The following is a 20,605-nucleotide window of genomic DNA, read 5'->3' as shown; positions in this document are numbered from 1 at the left end:
ATCAGCTGCAGCTGGCCGCGGAGTAGGGGGCGGTCGCGGAGGCCGTGGCCGGCTTCCCGCTGATGAACGCGGTCGCCGTGGCGGTCGCGGATCCGTCGGTCACGCTCGTCGCCCGGGTGGTGAAGGCGGCCGAGACGGTGGCGCCGGGAGCGACGTCGGCGAAGCTCTTGGAGCCCCACGTCGTGCCGATCACGATCTTCGCGGCGAAGGCGTTCGGGTTCGTGGCGGTCGCGGTGACGACGATCTTCCCGGCGGCGCAGCGCGTCGTGGAGGTCGTGGTCACGGCGATCGCGGGTGCCGAGTCGGTCACGGGACCGACGGAGGCGGAGGCCGTCGCCGGCGTCCACTGCGGCTTCGCGGCGGTCACGGCCACCGAGATCGTCGCTCCGCGGTCGGCGGCGGTGAGCGTGTAGCTCGACGCCGTCGCCCCGCTGATCGCGGTCCCGCCGCGCTTCCACTGGAAGCCGGTCGCCGTCCACGGGGAGGAGGCGGAGGCGGTCAGCGTGCTGCCCACCGTCGCCTTCCCCGTGATCGAGGCTGCGAGCGGCGCGGTGTCGACGATCGTCTGCGCGGCGACGCTGGTGAGGGTCGGGACGACCTTCTGCATGAGCCCGGTCGTCTTGTCGAAGGTCACCCGGTCGATCGTCGTCTCGCGGTGCTGGCCGTCTCCGCCGGGGATGGCGAAGCGGTGGTAGGCGATGTACCAGTCGTCCGTGCCGGGCACGTTGACGATCGAGTTGTGGCCCGTGGCGAGGATGCCCTGCGAGGTGTCCTTCTCGAGGACCACGCCGCGGTAGGTCCACGGTCCGTCGACGCTCGTCGAGGTGGCGTAGCCGACCTTGTAGTTCTCCGAGCCGGTGTCGTCGATCGAGTAGGTGAGGTGGTACAGACCGTCGCGGTAGTTCAGGAACGCACCCTCGCGGAAGTCGGTCAGACCGCTGATCTTCTTGATCGTGCCGGTCTTGATCGAGAGCATGTCGTCGGACAGCTCCCCGTAGAGCGGGTCGCCGTTGCCCCAGAAGAGGTAGCTCTTGCCGGTCTTCGGGTCGGTGAACGCGGCGGGGTCGATCGCCTGGCCGGACCGCACGGACTCGCCGTTGGTGATCATCGCGGTCGGCTGCGCCGTGAACGGGCCCATCGGGCTGTCCGAGACGGCGACTCCGATCGTCTTGCGGTTCAGCGAGGAGTTCTCGCCGGAGAAGTAGAAGTAGTACTTCCCGTTCTTCTCGATGATCGTCGGCGCCCAGGCGTTGCCGGTCGCCCACGGCACGTTGCCGTTCGCGCCGTCGAGCGTCAGGAAGGGCTGCTCCGAGCGGGTCCAGTCGATGAGGTTCTTCGAGGACCAGGCGTAGAAGGTCTTGCCGCCCCAGCCGGCGAAGCCGTCCGAGGTCGCGTACAGGTAGTAGGTGTCGCCGAAGACCGCGATGTTCGGGTCGGCGTTCAGGCCTGCGAGGACGGGGGACTTCATGACGACGGCCTTCAGGGTCCAGGTGGTCGCGGTGCCGCCGGCGGCGGGCGTGAGCACGACCGTCTGCGGGGTGGAGAGGTCGCGGACGGTGCCGGAGGCGGGGCTCGCCGTGACGCCGGCCGCGGTGGAGAAGGTCGGGGTGAGCTTCGTCAGGTCGGTCCCCGGCTTCACCGGGAAGGTGACCGTCCTGCTCGCCGAGTCGACGATCGGGGCCGTCTTCAGGACGTCGCCGCTGAGCGACAGGTCGACCAGGGCCGACGTGTTGCCGGAGGCGGCGAGCACCTCGGAGGCGCTGAGGGCCCGGTTGTAGACCGAGAACTCGCGGATCTGGCCGCGGAAGCGGTTGTCGGCGTCGTAGTTCGAGCGCCCGATGTAGTTCGCCGAGGTGGAGCCGCCGCCGATGTCCTTCGGGTCGGTCGTGACGGTGCCGCTGGCGACCTTCACTCCGTCGAGGTAGATCGTGCCGGTGGTGCCGGAGAGCGTGTACGTCAGGTGCGCCCAGGTGCCGCGGGGGAGGGCCGAGCCGCCGGCGACGGTCTGCTCGGTGGTGTAGTTCCCGGTCGCGATGCTGGTGCGGTAGTTGTTGCCCGAGGTGAAGAGGTAGCCGTCGCCGGCGCCGTTCGTGGTGTTGCCCAGGCCGTAGAGGAAGTAGGCGCCGCCCTGCGCGGGGTCGATCCAGACGTCGGACTGGATGGTGAGGTCCGTCACTCCGGCGAGCAGGTCGTTCGGCAGCTTGACGTAGTCGTCGGTGCCGTCGAGCTGCAGGGCGCCGTCCTTCCAGGTGCCACCCGAGGGCAGCGTGCCGTTCTGGTTGTTGCCCGAGCTGTCGCGCACCGTGGTGCCGGAGCCGCCGTCGAAGGTGTAGCGGAGGATCTCACCCGCCGCGTTGACCGGCTTCGCGGCGGGGCCGGTGCTGCTGGTGCCGTAGGCGGCCGTCAGGCGCGCCTCCTCGGCGCTCGAGAGGCGGAGCACCGAGCCGTGGCGGAAGGGCTTCGAGAACGAGTACGTGTTCGGGCCGGTGGTGCCGACAGGAAGCGCCGTGAACCGCATGTCCGCGAGGGTGTCGGTGACGTAGGCGGAGTAGCCGAACGAGTCGCCCATGACGACCCAGCGGCCGTCGGGCAGCTGGTAGACGGTGAGGCCCTCGAGGTGGTCGGAGAGGCCGCGGGACTTCTCCTCGCCGAAGCCGATCACGCGGGTCCAGGGGCCGGCGAGACTCGGGGCCTTGTCGACGACCGTGCGCCAGTCGGCGGTGGAGAAGCGGTAGTACGTGTCCCCCTCCTTCGCGATGGTCGTGTCGATGATGCTGCCGCGGCTCCCGCCGCCGGCGGCGGGGTTCTCGTCCAGCCAGACCTTCGGGGTGGAGAAGCCGACGAAGTCGCGCGTGGTCGAGACGTAGACGCGCTGGGCGGAGGCTCCGCCGGTCAGCGTCTTGTCGCGGGCGGCCCAGTAGACGTAGTACTGGCCGGTCGTGTCGTCCCAGATCGCCTCGGGAGCCCAGACGTTGCCCGCGTCGGGGAAGCCGGCGAAGACGATGCTCTGATCGCTCCAGTTCACGAGGTCCGTCGAGCGCCAGACGACGAGGTTCTTGCTCGCGTTGGTCTGGTCCCAGGTGCCGCCGGGAGCGGTGCCCTCGGCGTGCAGGTCGGTGCCGATGATCCAGTACTCGTCGCCGGTGGGGGAGCGCACGAGGTGCGGATCGCGGACGCCGAGGGTGCCGCCGAGGTTGGCGAGCACGGCCTTCTCGTTGTTGAGCTTCGACCAGTGCAGACCGTCGGTGCTGGAGCCGAAGTAGATCTTCTCGTAGTCGGTCGAGGCGAAGTGGGTCCAGAGGTAGCCCGCGTCGTACTCGGTGTCGAGGCCCGCGGGAGCCGCGGTCACCGTGACGGGCAGCTGCCGGGTCGCGGTCGTGCCGGCGATCGTCGCGGTGAGTGTGACGGGCGTGGCGGCGGACCGGCGCTTCACGACGCCGGTCGTGCTGAGCACGGCCGTGTTCGAGGAGGCCCAGGCGACGTCGTAGGAGCCGGCCTTCGCGGGCAGCGTCACATTGCCGCGGACGTCGCCGGAGTTGACGATCGAGAGGGCGTCCAGCGCCTTCTGGGCGTCGGCGTTCACGTCCTTGGCGGGCACGGTGGCGGTGAAGGTGCGGGTGGCCGTGGCCGAGCCGCGGGTGGTCGTGGCGGTCAGCTCGACCGAGGCGACCCCGGTCGCGGGCGGCGTGACGACTCCGCTGGTCGAGACGACCGAGGAGTTGCTCGAGGCCCAGGCGATGGCGGAGCCGTTGGGGCCGGTCGTCGGGAGGGTGAGGTTCGCGGAGACCGAGGAGAGGCTCCCGAGGTCCAGGGCGGCGGAGTCGCGGGAGACGCGCGTGCTGTCCGGGGCCTGGAGGGTCGCGACGTCGGCCGCGCTGAGCGCCGTGCTGTAGACGCGGAAGTCGCGGACCGAGCCGGCGAGGGTCTTGTCCGCCGTGTAGACGGAGCGGCCGATCGCGTTAGCGGTGGTGGTGCCGTTGCCGATCGCGGCGGGAGTGATGGTCACTCCTGTCTGCTGCGCGACCTGGGTGCCGTCGAGGTAGAGGCGTGCGGTGTCGCTCGCGTCGTCGAGCGTGTAGGTGAGGGTCTTCCAGACGCTGCGCGCGAGGTTCGCGTTGGAGTTGACGGTCTGCTCGGTGGTCCAGTTGCCGGTGGCGATCGAGGCCTTGTAGCCGTTGCCCGTCGTGTAGAGGTAGCCGTTCCCGGCGCCGTTCGTCGTGTTGCCGAGGCCCCAGATGAAGTAGGGCGTGCCCTGGTTCGCGTTCACCAGGACCTCGGTGCTGACCGTGATCGAGTTCAGGCCCGCGAGCAGGTCGTCGGGCAGCTTGACGTAGTCGTCGGTCCCGTCGAGGGCGACGCCCGCGGCTCCGCGAGGAGCGGCTCCGTTGACGAGCGTGCCGGTGCGGCCCTTGCCCGAGCTGTCGGCGACGGTCGTGCCGCTCGTCTCGTCGAGCGCGTAGCGCAGGACGAGGCTGTCGGAGGGAGCTGCGCTCGCCGACTGGGCCGTCAGAAGGGGGACGGTGAGGGCCACGGCCGTCACGAGGACGAGTGGTCGCAGGAAAGGCTTCATCGCGCTTTGCTCCAGGGTCGGCACCATTGCTGAGGGGAGGGAGTGTGCCGGCTTCGTACGCGGCAATGTTCACGGTAACACTATGTTGACGACAACGTGAAGAGCCTAACCGGATCATTTCCCGACACTCCAGAGGAGAGGCGAACCGGTTCGACGAATCCCGAGTGCATCCTGGAGCGACGCGTACGCCGATGTCCGGTCTGATCAGCCGCGGTCGACGTCGCGCGAACGGCTCAGCGCGCGGTCCATCGCCCTCAGCGTCCGGAAGCCGGCCCGCTCGGCCACGGCCGCGCGAGCCGAGGGCGAGAGCGACGGGCTCGCGGCGAGCAGCGACGCGGCGAGGTGCACGCGCCGCTCGCGGAGGGTCGCGGCCACGGTCGTGCCCCGGCGGTGGAAGGCGCGGTCCAGCGTCGCCCGTGAGACGCCGAGACGCATCGCGAGAGCGCCGGCGGTGAAGTCCGCATCGCCCGCCTCCGCGTCGATGACGGCGATCGCGCGGAGGAGGACGCCCTCGAGTCCGTCCTCCGGACGGGCGGGCGGGAGGCTCTGCTTGATGAGAGCCGACGCGGTCGCCTCGAGCGCACGGCGCAGCTCGCTGAAGCCGGGATCGCCCGCCGAGAGGTCCGCGTTGAGGGTCGCGTTGACGAGGGAGACGAAGGCGCCGCTGTAGCTGTCGGCGGCGAGCAGCGTGCAGGACGGCCCGCCGGACTGTGCGCTCGTGAGGCCGAGCCGGCCCCAGGACGTCCTCAGCGCCAGCCAGGCGGAGTCCTCCTCCGCCCGGAACCGAGCGGAGTCGTCGCGCCGGAGGAGGGCGAGCCCGCCGGGCCGCAGACGAGCGGCCTCGAGAGGGCCGTCGACGACGATCTCGCCGGCGACCGGGACGATCAGGTCGACCTCGGCCCGGTCGAGGGCAGGGAGGGGCGGGTCCGTCCGGACGGTGCCGGGTGTGTGCCAGAGGCGGCTCAGCCGGAAGCCGTCGACGGCGAGCACGTCCCCGGCGAGGTGCAGGGGCGGAGCTCCGTCGCTCGCCCAGCCGAGGCTCCTCAGCCACGCCTCCACGCGGGGACCGCTCAGCTGCAGCGTCTCGACGAGACCGCGCGGGGCGGCCGGCTGCTCGGAAGCGGTCACCGGGCTCCTTCGCAGCGGGGACGGGGTGCGCGGGCGGTGACCACGCTAGGCCGGGGGAGGGGCGCCGAGACGGCGTGGCGCGTTCCACCTCGGACGAGGCGCCCGTCCTCGGCGGGAGGGCGGAGGCGGCCCTCCTCGCCCGCGGTCCGGCAGGACGCGGGCGGAGAGGGCCGCCGGGCGCGGATCAGCGGCAGTCGGTTCTCGCCTTGATCCAGTGGGGGTTCAGTGCGCCGTCTCCCTGGGCGGTGATCCCGGCCGCATCGGGGCCGGTGCTGGCACCGGAGCCGATCTTGGTCCACGTGTTCTGCGCCGGGCTGTAGTACCAGATGTCGCCGTTCGCCTTCACGGAGACGTTCCCATCCGCTCCCTGACCGTAGGTGCGGACGAACCCGGAGTTCTCCGGAACGGTCGCGAGCCGGGTGCCGTACTGCAGGACCCCGTCCTTGATCCAGTGGATCTCGAAGGTCCCGCCCGGCCGCTGGGTCAGTCCGGCGGCGCTCGGCTCGGTGCTGGCTCCGGTGCCGACGAGGTCCCAGACGTCGCCCTGCGGGGTGTACCGCCAGATGTCGCCGTTCGACTTCACGGCGATCGTGCCGCGGGTGCCGAGGCCGTAGACGCGGACGAATCCGGAGTTGGTCGGCACGGTGGCCGCTGCGGTGCCGTACTGCAGGACTCCGTTCTTGATCCAGTGGACGTTCAGGGTCCCGGCCGGGTTCGCGGAGATGCCGGCCGCGCTCGGCTCGGTGCTGGCGCCGGTGCCCAGAAGGGTCCACTCATCGGCCTGGCGGTTGTACCGCCAGACGTCGCCGTTCGACTTGATGGAGACGTTCCCGTCCGCGCCCTGACCGTAGGTGCGGACGAATCCGGAGTTGTTCGGAACGGTCGCGAGCGCCTTGCCGTACTGGAGGACTCCGTCCTTGATCCAGTGCGCGTTGTAGGTTCCGTCCGGCTGCTGCGTGAGCCCTGACGTGCTGGGCTCCGTGGAGGCGCCCGTGCCGAGCTTCTGCCAGCCGTCGGACCGCCGGTACTGCCAGATGTCGCCGTTCGCCTTGACGGAGACGTTGCCGTTCACACCCTGCGAGGAGGTGTGGATGAATCCGGAGTTCTCGGGAACAGTGGCGAGGCCCGTGCTGTACTGCAGGTCGCCGGTCTGGCTGACCGGGAACGGGGCGTTCGTCTTCGCCGAGCCGCCGAAGGCGAGGGCCGAGCCTGTCGAGGGGCCGGCGATGACGCTGCCGGCGGGGATGGTGGCGACTCCGTTCGCGTCGGTCACGAAGGTGTCGGTCCCGCTCCCTCCGAAGCGGAAGCCGGGCGGGGTGTTCACCCGCACAGGGACGTTCGCGACGTTGCCGCCGGTGAGGGTCAGCGTGATCGGCGCCGTGTTGGGCATGCACGCGATCATGGTCGGGATGGAGCTGAACACGAGGGTCTGCGTGGCAGAGGCGGCGGCGGCGGGTGTGGCCGTCGCTGCGGCGATCACGGGCAGGGACCAGGTGGCGCCGGCGACGACGGTGCGTCGCCTCAGCGGACCCTGCTCAGCGGGAGAGTTGTCTGAAGTCACAGTGAAGCTCCTCGGTCTGTCTTCTCGCCGGCGGCCTGCTCGGAGGACGGTCGTCGTCCGCTCGGCCGCTTCGGCAGGTACGACGGGCGCCGTACCGCTGGGGAGTCTTCCCGCGGGCGGGCGGTCGGCCCAAGCGCTCGGGGGCAGGTGAGGAGGAAGTGGCGCTGCCGTGAGGAGGGAGTGGTGAGCTCAGGCGCCGTCCCGAGTCGCGATAGCCCTCCTGACCCGGGATCCCCTCGGTCGCCCGTTCCGGCCGGGGCGCCGCCGGTGCGATGAGTGGGAGCGTCGCCGTCCGCTGTGACCGGTCCCGTGACAAACGGACCACGCGCGGGCTGCGAATCACTCCCGTGGTGAGGCGTCAGCGTGCCCGCGAGGAGGGGGCGCCCGATGGGGTCGAGATCGGGCGAGATGTACCGGCGGATGGCCGAGCACTGGAACGGCGTGGAGGCCCGTTCTGAACTGCGGGTCGAGGGGACGGGCTCGCCCGGCTTCGAGATCGCCAGACTGTGGATCCCCGGCGGATGCGTTCTCGAGCAGAAGCCGCAGTCGCGCTGCCCGCCGGGCGCGCATCTGCTGCTGGTCGTCGAGGGCGGAGGACGCATCCGACAGGACGGACGGATGCTCGAGTGCGGCAGTGGTGATCTGGTGGTCATCGACGCGGAGCCGCGGACCGGGGCGTGCTTCCCCCGCTCGACCGTGATCTACGCCTGGATGCTCGGCGAGCGGGCGCCGGAGCATCGCTGGGTCACGGAGCGCTTCGGCGAGGTCCTGCCGGTCGCCGACTCCTTCCTGGCTCCGGCGCGGGCGCTGATGGACGGTCTCCTCGACGGCGACCCCGCTCTGGCGGAGCAGCCTGCCGTCGCCCGGGCGGGCGAGGCCTTCCTGAAGGAGCTGGTCGAGAGCTCCGCGCCGCGCAGACGTCCCCGCGCCGAGGAGGTCTACGGGGAGGCCATGGCCCTCATCGAGGAGCGCCACCGCGATCCCGCCCTCACCGCCGCCCGGCTCGCCCGCGAGCTCCTGGTGTCGGAGCTGACGCTGGCTCGCGCGTTCTCCTTCCTCAGGCGGACGGCCGACGACGAGCTCGAGCGGCGCCGGGCGGGCACCCTCCTGCTCCTGATCGGCGGGCGGTCCCTGGCGACGGCCGACTTCGCGCGCGCGGCCGAGGAGGCGGGCTTCGCCTCCGAGGGGAGCGCTCGCCGCGCGCTGTGGCGGCTCTCCCAGCGCCGCTGACCGGGACGGTCCCCGTGGCCGTCCTCCCGGTCCGGCGACGGCGTGCGGCCGGATTCCGAGTGCGAGGCGCGGAGGCCTGGGAGATCCGTGCGAACGTCCGGCGGTGATCGACAGATGAGGGATTCTGTTCGTTCGACGCGGAGGAGGCGGGAGATGGGGGCCGCAGAGGAGCGGACGCAGGCGTTCGCTCGCGCAGGGGACGAGCGCGGGACCGGCGCTCCCGGTCTGCGGATGGACGCAGCGGATGGACCGGGACTCGCGCTCACGCGGGTGTGGGGGCCGAACGGGATCAGGATCGCCCGCTCGCCGTCGGTCGACAGGGCGGACAGGCCGGCGGGCGTTCACATCTCCCTGATCGTCGAGGGCGGGGGCCAGGTCGTCCTCGACGAGGGCGTGCTCGAGGCGATGCCGAACAGCGTCCTGCTCCTCGACGCCAGGGTCCCGGTGCGCATCGACTACCGGCGGCCCACCCTCTCGTACACCTGGAGCTTCGACGCCGCCGTGCTCGAGCACCGGTGGGTCCGCGAGCGGATCAACGATGTCGTGCCGGTGCGCGAGTCGGTCTGGACGCCTGCCCGTGCCCTTGCCAACAGTCTGATCGAGGGCGATCCGGCCGTGCTCGGGGCCGCCGGCGTGAGGCGGGCGAGCGAGCTGCTGCTGGAGGGGATCGTCGAGCACAGCGCTCCGCAGGTCCGGACCCGGCGCGCCGACCAGGTCTACGCGGAGGCGATCCCGGTGATCGAGGCGCGCCACCGCGACCCGGCGTTCTCCGCCGCGGTGCTCGCCCGGGAGCTGCTCGTCTGCCCCCGCATGCTCGCGCAGGCTTTCGCGTTCCTCGGCCGCACGCCGGCGGAGGAGATCGAGACGCGCCGGGCGGGCACCCTCCGGCGCCGGATCGGCCTGCGGCGGCGGGGCCCTGACGACTTCGCCCGCCTCGTCGAGGAGTGCGGCTACGCCACCCGCGAGCAGGCCGCGCTGACGCTCAGCCGCTCCGCCTCCTGAGGTCGGCGGAGCGCCTCGGACACGACGGCGCCCCCTCGTCCGCGGAGGGACGAGGGGGCGCCGGGGGAGATCGGGCGGGAGCCCGGTCAGGTCTTGCTGCGGGCCATGACGGCGCGCTGGAGGAGGACGAAGACCAGGAGGATGCCTCCGGTGATGATCGTGGTCGCCTCCGGCGGGATGCCGCCGTCACGGGTGATCAGGACGTTCATCAGGCCGAGCACCAGGGCGCCGACCACCGAGCCGAGCACGAACCCGACGCCGCCGGTGAGCAGCGTGCCGCCGATGACGGTCGCCGCGATGGCGTCGAGCTCCCAGCCGGTGCCGGTGATGTTCTGCGCGCTGCCGAGGCGGGCGGTGTAGACCACACCGGCGAGACCGGCGAGCGTGCCGCTGATGATGTAGATGAACAGCTTGGTCCGCACGACCGGGAGGCCCATCAGGGCCGCCGACTGCTCGGAGCCGCCCATCGCGTAGACCGTGCGGCCGAGGCGGGTGCGGTGGAGCACGAAGAACGCGCCGGCCACGACGAGGATCGCGATGATCACGCCGGGGCTGATGACGAAGTCGTTGACCTTCGGCCCGTCGATCAGCTTGATCGGCGTGGCCAGGCTCAGCACGGCCGAGTCCTCGGGGAGGCGCTCCGGGACGGTGCTCAGCATGGAGGCGAGACCGCGGGCCAGGAACATCATCGCGAGCGTCGCGATGAACGGCTGCACGTTGAAGTACTGGATCAGGACGCCGGAGATCACGCCGAACAGTGCGCCGATCACGACCATCAGGACCATCACGAGCCAGGGGTTCCAGCCGGCGTTGATCAGGAGCACGCCGCTCACGCTGCTGAACGCGATCACCGCGCCGACCGAGAGGTCGATGCCGCCGGTGAGGATCACGAAGGTGAGGCCCACGGCGAGGATGATCAGGTGCGCGTTGTTGACCAGCAGGTTCGAGATCGTGCTCGCCTGCAGGATCCGGCCGTAGGCGGCCTCGCCGTAGACGATCATCCCGAAGAAGATGATCAGCGCGGCCAGGGTGGGCAGCTTGTCCAGGTGCTGGCTCAGCCAGCCGCGCGCCCCGGAGGTGCGCTTGGTGCTCGCCGGAGGGGCGGAGCGGGTCATCACGGCACTCATGCGGGGATCGCCTCTTTCTGCGGGACGCTGCGGCGCGCCTCGCGACGGGACTTGAAGGCGGAGCGGACGCGCTCGGACTGCAGGAGGCAGAGCGCGACGATGACGATCGCCTTGAAGGCGGGCGTCGCGGAGGACGAGACTCCGAGGAACACGACGGTCTTGTCGAGGGTGGCGATCAGGATCGCGCCCACGGCGGCACCGGTGATGTTGAACTTGCCGCCGGCGAGCGAGGTGCCGCCGATGACGACAGCGAGGATCGCGTCGAGCTCGAGCTGGTAGCCGGTGCGCGAGACGTCGACCGTCATCACGCTCGCCGTGGCGAACACGCCCGCGACTCCGGCGAGGATGCCGCTGCCGATGTAGGCGGTCATCAGCAGGCCCCGGCGGTTGATGCCCGCGAGGCGGGCCGCCTTCGGGTCCATGCCGATGGCCTCGATCATCAGGCCGAGCGCGCTGCGGCGCACCAGGACTCCGACGACCACGACGATCGCGATGGCGAGGAGGAACACGACCGGGAGCCCGAAGACGTACCCGTTCGCGAGCCAGCGGAAGGGCTCGTTGGTGGCGGCGGTGTTCTGGCCGCCGGTGATGACCTTCGCCAGGCCGCGGCCCGCGAGCATCACGACGAGCGTGCTGATGAAGGGCTGGAGGCCCACCACCGAGACGAGGACGCCGTTCACGGCTCCGAGCACGGCGGCCACCAGGAGGGCGACCGCGAAGGCTCCCGCTGCCGCGCCGAGCGAGTCGGGCGCTCCCGCGGAGTTGAGGAACTCCATCGAGACGGCGCCGGCGACGACCATGATCGAGCCGACCGAGAGGTCGATGCCCCCGGTCGCGACGACCAGGCACATGCCGACGGCGATCATCAGGATCGGAGCGGCGGCGCGGGCGATGTCGATGACGTTGCCGACGAGGTAGCCGGTGGTGGGGCTGACCGAGACGGCCAGGTAGCCCGGGTCCTTGACGACGTTGACGAGGAGGAGCAGGGCGATCGCCACGACTCCCCAGAAGTACTGGCGGCGGATGATCCCGCCGAGGACGGATCCCCGGGCGGGTCGGGTGTCGCTGCTCATGATGCGGCCTCCTGCGTGGCGCTCTCGAGGACGACGACGTCCTCGTCGACGACTCCCTCTGCGGCGATGGTAGTGACGATCGACTCCGCAGTGACAGCGGGACCGTTGAGGATCTCCGCGATCACGCGGTGGTCCTTCAGGACGATGATGCGGTCGCTGAGGCGGACGACCTCGTCGAGCTCGGACGAGATGAAGACCACGGCGACGCCCTCGCCGGCGAGGGCGACGACCTTCTCCTGGATCTCGGCCTTCGCTCCGACGTCGATGCCGCGGGTCGGCTCGTCGAGGATGAGGATCTCGGGGGCGGTGGCGAGCCAGCGGCCGAGGAGGACCTTCTGCTGGTTGCCGCCGGAGAGCTTGCTGATCGGGCGGTCGGGGTCGGCCGGGCGCACGTTGAGCTCGACGAGGTACTTGCCGACGATCTCGTCCTTCTCCTTCTTGGAGAGGGGGCGGGCCCAGCCGCGCTTGGCCTGCACGCCGAGGATGAGGTTCTCGCGGACCGAGAGGTCGCGGATGATGCCCTCGTCGCGGCGGTTCTCGCTCGAGAACGCGATCTTGTGGGCGAGACCGGCGGTCGGCGTCGGGACGTCGATCTTCTTGCCGTGCATCGTGATCTCGCCGGTGTCGGGCTTGTCGACGCCGTAGATCAGGCGCGCGAGCTCGGTGCGGCCGGAGCCGAGGAGCCCGGCGAAGCCGACGACCTCGCCGCGGTGCAGCGTCAGGTCGGTGCTCTCGATGGAGCCCTTCTTGCCGATGCCCTTCGCGGTGTAGAGCGGGGCGTCGCGGTAGAGGTGGTCCTGGCTCTCGCGCTCGGAGTCGAGGGAGCGCAGCGCCGCGATGTCCTTGCCGATCATCTTCGAGATCAGCGAGGTGCGGTCGAGCTCGTGGGTCAGGTACTCGCCGACGAAGGTGCCGTTGCGCAGCACCGTCAGGCGGTCGCTGATCGCGTAGACCTGGTCGAGGAAGTGCGAGACGAAGAGGATCGCGACGCCCTCCGCACGGAGGCGGCGGATGACGACGAAGAGGTTCTCGACCTCGTTCGCGTCCAGGCTCGAGGTCGGCTCGTCGAGGATGAGCACCTTGGAGTCGCTCACCGTCGAGCGGCTGATCGCGACCAGCTGCTGCATCGCGATCGAGAGCGAGGCGAGCGACTGGCGCGTGTTGAGGTGGCCGAGGCCGAGCTTCTCGAGCGCGACCTTCGCGGCCTGGTGCGTGGCCTTCCAGTTGATGCCGAAGGGTCCGCGGACCTCGTAGCCGAGCATCACGTTCTCTCCGATGGAGAGGTTCGTGACCAGGTTGACCTCCTGGTACACGGTGGAGATGCCCGCGGCCTGCGAGTCGGCGGTGCCGGTCAGGCGACGGGTCTCCCCGTCGATCACGATGTCTCCGCTGTCGATGCGGTAGACGCCGGTGAGGGCCTTGATGAGCGTGGACTTGCCGGCGCCGTTCTCACCCATGAGGGTGTGGACCTCGCCCGGGAACAGGCGGAAGTCGACGCCGTCGAGGGCTTTCACGCCGGGGAAGCTGATCGAGATGTTCTTCATCTCGACGATCGGAGGCGAACCTGTCATGTCGCGTCGTTCCGTTCTCGAGCGGGGCGCAGCCGAACAGGTGCGCCGAAGGGTCGGAGCGACCGGGGCCGGCGGAGAGCCGGCCCCGGTCGCTCCGGGGGAGTGGTGCCGCGTCGAGGACGACGCCGGGCGACCGGTGGTGCTGAGCGACTAGAACTTGCGGTCGGGCAGCGCGGTGGTGGCGGCCTCGGGCGAGTCGAAGGTCTCGCTCGGGACGACGATCGAGGACTCGACCGTCTCGCCGGCCAGGGTCTTCTCGACCGCGTCGAGGGCGGTCTCGCCGAACAGCGGGTTGTACTCGGCGACGAAGCTCAGCTCGCCGTCGGCCAGCGCCTGCAGGGCGTTCTTGGTGCCGTCGATCGTGGCGATCTTGACGTCGGTGCCGGGGGTGAGGCCGGCCTCCTGGACGGCCTGGACGGCGCCGAGACCCATCTCGTCGTTCTGTGCGAAGACCAGCTGGACGTCGTTGTTGTTCGACTTCAGGACGGTCTCGAAGACGCTCTTGGCCTCTTCGGTGGACCAGTTCGCGGTCTGCGCGCCGATCTTGGTGAACTTCGAGTCGGCGCCGATGACCTCGTCCCAGCCCTCGTTGCGCTCGTTGACGACCGAGACGCCCGCGGGGCCCTCGAGCGTGAAGTACTTCGCGCCGCTCGGGAAGGTGGTCTTGGCCCAGTCGGCGACCGAGGTGCTGACCGCGATGTTGTCCGGCGCGATGCGGGTCACGTAGAGGTCGGTGTTGTCCGGCTCGATGCCGCGGTCGATCAGGATGACCGGGATCTCGGCCTCCTGGGCGCGCTCGAGCGAGTCCTCCCAGCCGGAGCCCTCCGTGGCGGAGAGCAGGATGATGTCGACGCCCTCGTCCACGAAGGAGGTGAAGGAGTCGATCTGCGACTTCTGGTCTCCGTTGGTGGCGGGTGCGTACTTCAGGTCGAAGCCGGCGTCCTTGGTGAACGTGTCCTCGATGTTGGTCTCGTTCGCCTGGCGCCACGCGCCCTCGGGGCCGACGGCCACGAAGCCGACGGTGGTGAGGTCACCGCTCGAGCCGGAGCCCGAATCGGTGCCGGAACCGCCCGAGCAGCCCGCGAGTCCGAACGCGAGTGCGCCGACTGCTGCGAAACCCAGGAACTGGCCGATACGCCTCGTCTTGGACATAGATCTCCTCCTTGAGATCGCGGGCACGAAGAGCGCGCCCGAGATGGTGGACCCCGAAGGGCCTCGAATGCGGGCCTAGCGGCCCGAGGTGCGGTGAGTGCAGGATGTGCAGTGGGCGCCGGCCGAAGCAGCGCCGCGTCGAAATGTTACCGTGAACAATTCTTGTGACGCAACAGCACGGCGGTGCGCTTCGGTAACGATCCGGTCGCGGGGCCCCGCAGGGCCCGATGGCAACCCTCTGCCCGGTGGTCGGGCCCGGGAGTAGCTTCCCTGGCCATGATGCTCCCTCGATCGCGCTCCGTCCCCGCGACGGCCGGGACGGCGGCCCTCGTGCTCGCGCTCTGCGGATGCTCCGCGGACGGCACGGCGGCCCGCCGCGCGGCCGACGCCTTCCTCTCCGCGCTCGCCGACGGCGACGGCGCCGCGGCGTGCGCGCTGCTCACCGGCTCCGCCCGCGAGGCCGTGGAGGACCGGGAGGGCGACTGCCCCGGCGGCGTGCTGGAGCTCGGGATCACGGAAGACGGAGCAGGGGACGCCGAGGTCTACGGCCGGGCGGCGATCGTGCGCTCCGGCGGCACCGCGGTGTTCCTCACTCCGGGCGACGACGGCTGGCTGGTGCGCGCGGCCGGCTGGGCGCCGGTGGCGGACGCGCCCTTCGACTGCGTCCTCGACGGGAGCTGACGTGCGCACCGCCTCGGCCCTGTACTACGCCGTGATCGTGCTCGGCCTGATCGGGTTCTTCGCCGTCGGGATCCTCGGGAGGTGAGCCGGATGCGCCGCTTCCTGCGCGAGAACGGGCTCTCGCTGTTCTTCCTCGCGATCTTCCTGCTCGCTCTCCTCGGGCAGTCGTTCGCCGGGCTCGCCGCCTACAACGACACCCAGGTCGCGGAGGAGCTGCGGGAGGTCGGCTACTGGCGCTTCGTCACCTCCTCCGACTTCGCGATCGACGTCGCCGAGAACTGGCAGTCGGAGTGCCTCCAGTTCTTCCTCTACATCGGCGCGACCGTCTGGCTCGTGCAGCGCGGGTCGCCCGAGTCGAAGCGGGTGGGCGAGGAGGGCCTCGAGACCGACGAGCAGCAGAAGGCGGGCGCGTCCGCGGAGGACGACTCGCCGCCCTCGGCGTCCGCCGGCGGCCTGCAGCAAGCGCTGTTCTCGCACTCGCGGCTGCTGGTGATGGGGGCGGTGTTCCTGCTGTCCTGGGCGGCGCAGTCGGTGACGGGCGTCGTGGCCTACAACGAGGAGCAGCTGACGAGCCTGGAGGCGTCCGTCGACTGGCTCGGCTACGTCTCCTCCGCCGACTTCTGGAACCGGACGCTCCAGAACTGGCAGTCGGAGTTCCTCGCGGTGGGCAGCATGGCGGCGCTCGCCGTGTTCCTGCGCGAGCGCGGGTCGAGCGAGTCGAAGAAGGTGGGCGACCCGCACGGGCGGACGGGGATCTGAGTGGTCAGGGTGCGTCGGATCGGACGCGGATCTCGTCGCCCTCGAGGGCGAACCGCAGGGACGTGCCGATCGGGAACCGCTCGCGCAGGGCCTCCGGCGCCGCCGACGTCACGGTGAACTGCGCGACCGCGGGGAACGCTCCGGCCGTGCAGCCCTGGAAGAACAGGCCGTCCTGCGGCTCGGCGGTCCGCACGATGGAGAGGCACGAGCCGGCGCTCGAGGAGCGGCGCTGCCGGACGACGGTGAGCCCCGTGTCGGCGGGCAGGCTCTGCCGCACGACGGTGAGCCCGCCGAAGTCCTCGGTGGTGACCGATCCGTCGAACCCCAGTCCCTCCCAGCCGGGGAGGTCGGTGCCGTTCGACAGCGGCAGCACGGCGACCTCGCGGCCGGGCTGTCCGTCCCCGGCGGTGGCGAGGAGGGTGGCCCCCGCGGCGACGGCGGCCGTCGCGGCCAGCGCGGCGAGGAGGAGGAGGCCGCGCCGACGGGAGCGGCGGGGCGGGACGTGGCCGAGGGGGTCGGACTCCTCGTCGGCGGAGGCGTCCGCGGGAGGTGCCGCGTCCTCCGGCGCCGCGTCCCCGGAGTCCGCGGGAACCACCGCGCCCGGCAGTGCGGTGCCGAGGGCAGGACGGACGCGGGCCTCGAGCGCGGAGAGCCGGGCGAGCGCGCCGGGGTCCCGCTCGATGTCGGAGCCTCGGCCGTAGGCGCGCCGCTGCAGCTCCGCGAGCTCGTCCGGTCGCTGATCGTCCACCCCCGGATCCTCGCAGGCCCGGCGCCCGAGCGGGACCCGCCGGCGCGCCGAGGTCCTGGCGGTCGAGCAGCCCGGACGGCTCATCGAGACCCGGTGGACGGTGCGGCCGCTCGGCCGGCGGGGGAGGTCAGTCGTCGTCGTCGTCGAGGTCGTCGTCGCGGTCGGCGGCGATCATCTCGACGATCGTGTCGACGGTGAGCCAGGGGCCGTTGCTGACCTCGCCGATCTTCTCGCGGTCCTTGAAGACGACGATGCGGTCGCTGAGGCGCACCACCTCCTCCAGCTCGGACGAGATGTAGACGACGGTCACCCCCTCCTTCGCGAGCTGCGCGATGTGTGCCTGGATCTCGACCTTCGACGCCACGTCGATCCCGCGCGCCGGCTCGTCGAGCACGAGCAGCCGCGGACGGGTCGCGAGCCACCGCGCGAGGACCACCTTCTGCTGGTTGCCTCCGGAGAGGTACTTCACCGGGATGTCCGGGTCGGCCGGCGAGATGTTCAGCGCCTCGACGTAGGTGCGCACCAGGGTGTCGGTCTCGGCGGCCGAGAGCGGGTGCGCCCAGCCGCGCAGAGCCTGCAGGCCCAGCACGAGGTTCTCGCGGAGGGAGAGGTCGCCGATGATCCCGTCCTCGCGGCGGTTCTCGCTCGAGTGGGCGATGCGGTGGCGCAGGCCCGACACCGGGTCGGAGATGTGCGCGGGCTCGCCGTCGATCAGCACCTCGCCGGTGTCCGGCTTCTCGACCCCGCTCACCAGCGACGCCAGCTCGGTGCGCCCCGAGCCGCGCAGGCCCGCGAAGCCCACGATCTCGCCGCGGTGCAGCTCCAGATCGGTCGGGCCCACGGCGCCGCGGCGGCCGATCCCGTGCGCGCGGTAGATCGCCGGGCCGACCGGCTGGCGGCGGTGCTCGCGGCGGTCGGAGCCGATCTGCCGCAGCGCGTCGATGTCCTTGCCGATCATCTTCGCGATCAGCTCGGCGCGGTCCATGGTGTGCGCCGGGTACTCGCCGACGGTGCCGCCGTCGCGGAGCACCGTCAGCCGGTCGCTGAGGGTGAGGACCTGCTCGAGGAAGTGCGAGACGAACAGGATCGCGACGCCCTGGTCGCGCAGCCTCCGCAGCACCGTGAAGAGGCGGGCCACGTCGCTGAGGTCGAGGCTGGAGGTGGGCTCGTCGAGCACGAGCACGCGCGGACGGTCGACCATCGCGCGGCTGATCGCGACAAGCTGGCGGATCGCCGGCGAGAGCGAGCGCAGCGGCAGGTGCGGGTCGAGGTCCTCCAGGCCCAGCTCGGCGAGCATCTCAGCCGCGCGGTGGTGGGTGCGCGACCAGGAGATGCCGAAGCGGCCGCGGACCTCGTGGCCGAGCATCACGTTCTCGCCGATGCTGAGGTTGTCGGTGAGGCGCTCGTCCTGGAACACGGCCGTGATGCCCGCTGCCTTCGCCTCCGCCGGGCCGCTGAAGCGCCGGGCGACGCCGTCGACGAGGATCTCGCCCGCGTCGGGCTGGTGGATGCCGGTGAGCGTCTTGATCAGCGTGGACTTGCCCGCGCCGTTCTCGCCCATCAGTCCGTGGATCTCGCCCGGCACCAGCCGCAGGTTCCCGTCCTTCAGAGCGGGTCCGGAGGCGAAGGAGACGCGGATGCCGGTCATCTCGACGACGGGTGCCGCGGAGCTCCGGGTCGTCCTCGATGAGATCGCCACGTGCCGTCCTCGGTTCGTGTGCGGCGCGCCGTCAGGGTCCGGCGTGCCAGGGGCTGCCGCCGATGATACGCGAGCGCATGCGGCGGGACGGGAACAGGAGGGTCACGATCGGGGAGCGGCCGTGGAGGAGCGGATCACCAGCTCCGTGGGGATCCGGGTGCGCTGCGGGATCTCCTGGCCGCGGATCCTCGCGTGGATCACCTCGGCGACCGTCGTCCCCAGCTTGTCGAAGTCCTGGCGGACCGTCGTCAGCGGCGGGAGGAAGTGGCGGGCGGTGGGCAGGTCGTCGAAGCCGACGATGCTCACGTCCTCGGGCACGCGGATCCCGCGCTCGACGAGGCCGTGGATCACTCCGAGCGCCATCTCGTCGTTCGCGACGACCATCGCGGTGAAGTCGGGCACCGACTGCAGGCTCGCGGCGAAGTCGTACCCGGAGTCCGGGGTCCAGTCGCCGATGACGATGGGGCGCTCGTGCATCCCCCACGACTTCGCGCGGCTGTGGAAGGCGCGCTCGCGGGCGCGCGCGTCGAGCCAGTCGAGGGGGCCGGAGAGGTGCAGCACGTCGCGGTGGCCGAGGTTCCCCAGGTGGTCGACGGCCTGGAACATGCCGGCCTGCTGGTCGACCGAGACGGTGAGGAAGCTCGGATCCTTGTCGCTCTTCACCACGAGCGTCGGCACGCCGATCTCGACGGTGCGGAGGGTCGCCACGGAGGAGGAGCGCGGCGCGATCACGCAGAGCGCGTCGATCCCGAGGCCCATCAGGTGGGCGATCGCGTCGGTGGGGGTCATCTCGAGGTCCGGCCGCAGCGCGACGGAGGTGATCGAGTACCCCTTCTCGCGGGCGGCGCGCTCGATCGCGCGGAGGGTACTCGACGGCCCGTACTCGGCGCCGCTCTCGATCATCACGCCGATGCGGTCGGTGCGCTGCGTGACGAGGGAGCGGGCGGCGATGTTCGGCCTGTAGTTGAGCTCGTCGACCGCCTCGAGGACCTTCTGGCGGGTCGACTCCTTGATGTTGGGGTGCCCGCTGAGCACGCGCGACACGGTCATGTGCGAGACGCCCGCGACCGCCGCGACATGGCGGAGGTTCGGCCGATCGGCCATGAGAGGACCTCCTCCGCTCCCCGGGCGGGTGAGCCGCGCCACCCCGGCGCGGACGAGGCTCAGAAGGCTCGGCTGCCGGGGGTGGCACCAGCATAGTCAGGCGGGGCCGACCTCCCGGTGGGCGCCTCCTGAGCGGGCGGGCATCGTCCGATCCGCTGCGGCATCCGCCGTGGCGCGGGGCGGGCGGGACCGTCCCGGTCGCGTCGCTCTCACTGCGGTCCTCGATGATCGAGGGGGCTCCGGGGCGTCGTGAGCCCTCGCCAGAACACGTCGTGCAGGGAATGCTCGGCGACGAGCTCCGGAAGGATTTGGGCCGCGTCCGCTCCTCGTAGGAGGATGTCGTCCAACGAAGCGATGACGTCCACGACCGAGCGCGGAGTGGACTGCCCGGCGAGACGTTTCGCCTTCGCACGGACGTTGTTGGGCGTGGGGCCCGCATCGATCACGGAGTGGTTCCAGAGCCGGCTGTGGTGAGCGCACCGGTTGCGCAGGTAGACGAGTGCGCGGACCCGGTAGGCGAAACCGGCTCGGGCGACTCCCAGACCGGACGCGACGTCCCCCGCAAGCGATCCTCGTGCCCCTCGCTCGATGCATCTCGACAGAGTTCCGAAGGACCAGGCCTCGACGGCCGACCACACCGGTAGCTCGCCGAAGGCGGCCGCGCCCCTGCCGCCGGGGAGCTCCGTGAATCGGAGGACATGCCGTTCCCTGCTGCGCTCGATGTCGCGGAGGCACGAATCGACTGTCGACTCCGCGTTCGGAGACTCGGAGTAGAAGCTCTTCTCGAGATAGCACTCGTACGGGCCGTGCTCACGAGCGATGACATGAGCCGTACGGCTGCGGAGAAGGATCTCGGCACGGGCCAGTCGAGCACGCAGGCTCTGCCGCAGCGCTTCATCTGCGTCGCAGACCGCTCGGACGTCCTCGAACGAGACTCCGTCCGCGAACGAGTCGTCCCCGTCGTGCGGAGCCCGCTGGAAGTAGCGGGCGTACCCGGAGAAGCGGTAGTGGTTCTGCGCGGCCAGGTAGCTCGTGCAGGCCTCCCCGTCGGCGATGCCGAGCCCGCGGTCACGGAGGAGCTGGACCTGCTGCTTCCACGACAGGCTCGGTTTCCGTGCCATCGCAGTACCTCGGTGCCGAAGAAAAAGGCCCCTCCCATGTGAGCATCGCGGAGAGGCTTGGGAGGGGGTCGATCGGATC

At 71.0% G+C, this 20,605-nt stretch carries 15 protein-coding genes; 4 read left to right on the top strand and 11 right to left on the bottom strand.

Going from position 1 to position 20,605, the window contains the following annotated elements; translation table 11 throughout:
* Window position 1 precedes the first annotated feature (1 nt).
* From C5C49_RS07270 to C5C49_RS07260, 3 genes are all read right to left on the bottom strand, one after another.
* The gene (locus C5C49_RS07270; protein WP_181135729.1) at window positions 2–4,570 is read right to left on the bottom strand and encodes a family 43 glycosylhydrolase; all 4,569 of its coding nucleotides are present in this window, start codon (window positions 4,568–4,570) and stop codon (window positions 2–4) included.
* A 204-nt stretch (window positions 4,571–4,774) separates the two neighbouring features.
* Complete coding sequence (locus tag C5C49_RS07265) at window positions 4,775–5,698, bottom strand: helix-turn-helix domain-containing protein (RefSeq protein ID WP_104345792.1); 924 nt, start codon at window positions 5,696–5,698, stop codon at window positions 4,775–4,777.
* 184 nt (window positions 5,699–5,882) lie between these two features.
* Window positions 5,883–7,259, bottom strand: a complete 1,377-nt coding sequence (locus C5C49_RS07260) for a hypothetical protein (protein ID WP_104345791.1) — start codon at window positions 7,257–7,259, stop codon at window positions 5,883–5,885.
* Window positions 7,260–7,646: 387 nt separating this feature from the next.
* On the opposite strand from C5C49_RS07260, the gene C5C49_RS07255 reads away from it, so the two are divergent.
* Both C5C49_RS07255 and C5C49_RS07250 read left to right on the top strand, forming a co-directional pair.
* Window positions 7,647–8,489 (top strand): hypothetical protein, encoded by an 843-nt coding sequence (locus C5C49_RS07255; RefSeq protein ID WP_146080953.1) that lies wholly within the window; start codon window positions 7,647–7,649, stop codon window positions 8,487–8,489.
* A 153-nt stretch (window positions 8,490–8,642) separates the two neighbouring features.
* Window positions 8,643–9,491, top strand: coding sequence for a hypothetical protein (locus C5C49_RS07250; RefSeq protein ID WP_104345790.1), 849 nt, complete (start codon window positions 8,643–8,645; stop codon window positions 9,489–9,491).
* Between the two features lie 86 nt (window positions 9,492–9,577).
* Here C5C49_RS07250 and C5C49_RS07245 read toward each other — a convergent pair whose 3' ends face one another.
* The 4 genes from C5C49_RS07245 to C5C49_RS07230 all read right to left on the bottom strand — a co-directional run bounded on the left by C5C49_RS07245 (window position 9,578) and on the right by C5C49_RS07230 (window position 14,414).
* Window positions 9,578–10,618, bottom strand: coding sequence for a sugar ABC transporter permease (locus C5C49_RS07245; protein WP_104222391.1), 1,041 nt, complete (start codon window positions 10,616–10,618; stop codon window positions 9,578–9,580).
* The gene (locus C5C49_RS07240; RefSeq protein WP_104238658.1) at window positions 10,615–11,691 is read right to left on the bottom strand and encodes an ABC transporter permease; all 1,077 of its coding nucleotides are present in this window, start codon (window positions 11,689–11,691) and stop codon (window positions 10,615–10,617) included. Before C5C49_RS07240 ends, C5C49_RS07245 begins: the two co-directional genes overlap by 4 nt.
* The gene (locus C5C49_RS07235; RefSeq protein WP_104222393.1) at window positions 11,688–13,262 is read right to left on the bottom strand and encodes a sugar ABC transporter ATP-binding protein; all 1,575 of its coding nucleotides are present in this window, start codon (window positions 13,260–13,262) and stop codon (window positions 11,688–11,690) included. The genes C5C49_RS07240 and C5C49_RS07235 overlap by 4 nt, the downstream gene beginning before the upstream one ends.
* Window positions 13,263–13,412: 150 nt before the next feature.
* A complete protein-coding gene (locus C5C49_RS07230) occupies window positions 13,413–14,414 on the bottom strand; it encodes an ABC transporter substrate-binding protein (protein WP_104222394.1) in 1,002 nt (333 codons plus the stop codon).
* A 276-nt stretch (window positions 14,415–14,690) separates the two neighbouring features.
* Here C5C49_RS07230 and C5C49_RS07225 point away from each other — a divergent pair, with 276 nt between their 5' ends.
* Window positions 14,691–15,095 (top strand): hypothetical protein, encoded by a 405-nt coding sequence (locus tag C5C49_RS07225; RefSeq protein ID WP_104345789.1) that lies wholly within the window; start codon window positions 14,691–14,693, stop codon window positions 15,093–15,095.
* A gap of 90 nt (window positions 15,096–15,185) precedes the next feature.
* Entirely contained in the window at window positions 15,186–15,854 is a 669-nt protein-coding gene (locus C5C49_RS07220) for a DUF6766 family protein (RefSeq protein ID WP_104345788.1), read from the top strand.
* Window positions 15,855–15,858: 4 nt separating this feature from the next.
* Here C5C49_RS07220 and C5C49_RS07215 read toward each other — a convergent pair whose 3' ends face one another.
* The 4 genes from C5C49_RS07215 to C5C49_RS07200 form a co-directional block, all read right to left on the bottom strand.
* Window positions 15,859–16,602, bottom strand: coding sequence for a hypothetical protein (locus C5C49_RS07215; RefSeq protein WP_104345787.1), 744 nt, complete (start codon window positions 16,600–16,602; stop codon window positions 15,859–15,861).
* Between the two features lie 127 nt (window positions 16,603–16,729).
* A complete protein-coding gene (locus C5C49_RS07210; RefSeq protein WP_104261089.1) occupies window positions 16,730–18,250 on the bottom strand; it encodes a sugar ABC transporter ATP-binding protein in 1,521 nt (506 codons plus the stop codon).
* A gap of 153 nt (window positions 18,251–18,403) precedes the next feature.
* Entirely contained in the window at window positions 18,404–19,405 is a 1,002-nt protein-coding gene (locus C5C49_RS07205; RefSeq protein ID WP_104227009.1) for a LacI family DNA-binding transcriptional regulator, read from the bottom strand.
* A 209-nt stretch (window positions 19,406–19,614) separates the two neighbouring features.
* Window positions 19,615–20,526, bottom strand: coding sequence for an Abi family protein (locus C5C49_RS07200; protein WP_104345786.1), 912 nt, complete (start codon window positions 20,524–20,526; stop codon window positions 19,615–19,617).
* Window positions 20,527–20,605: the final 79 nt, after the last annotated feature.

The sequence above is a fragment of the Rathayibacter sp. AY1E2 genome, from assembly GCF_002932325.1.
In the GTDB taxonomy this organism is placed as follows: Bacteria; Actinomycetota; Actinomycetes; order Actinomycetales; family Microbacteriaceae; genus Rathayibacter.
The sequence above is the reverse complement of the archived record's forward strand: the minus strand, read 5'-3'. Positions and strand labels throughout refer to the sequence as shown.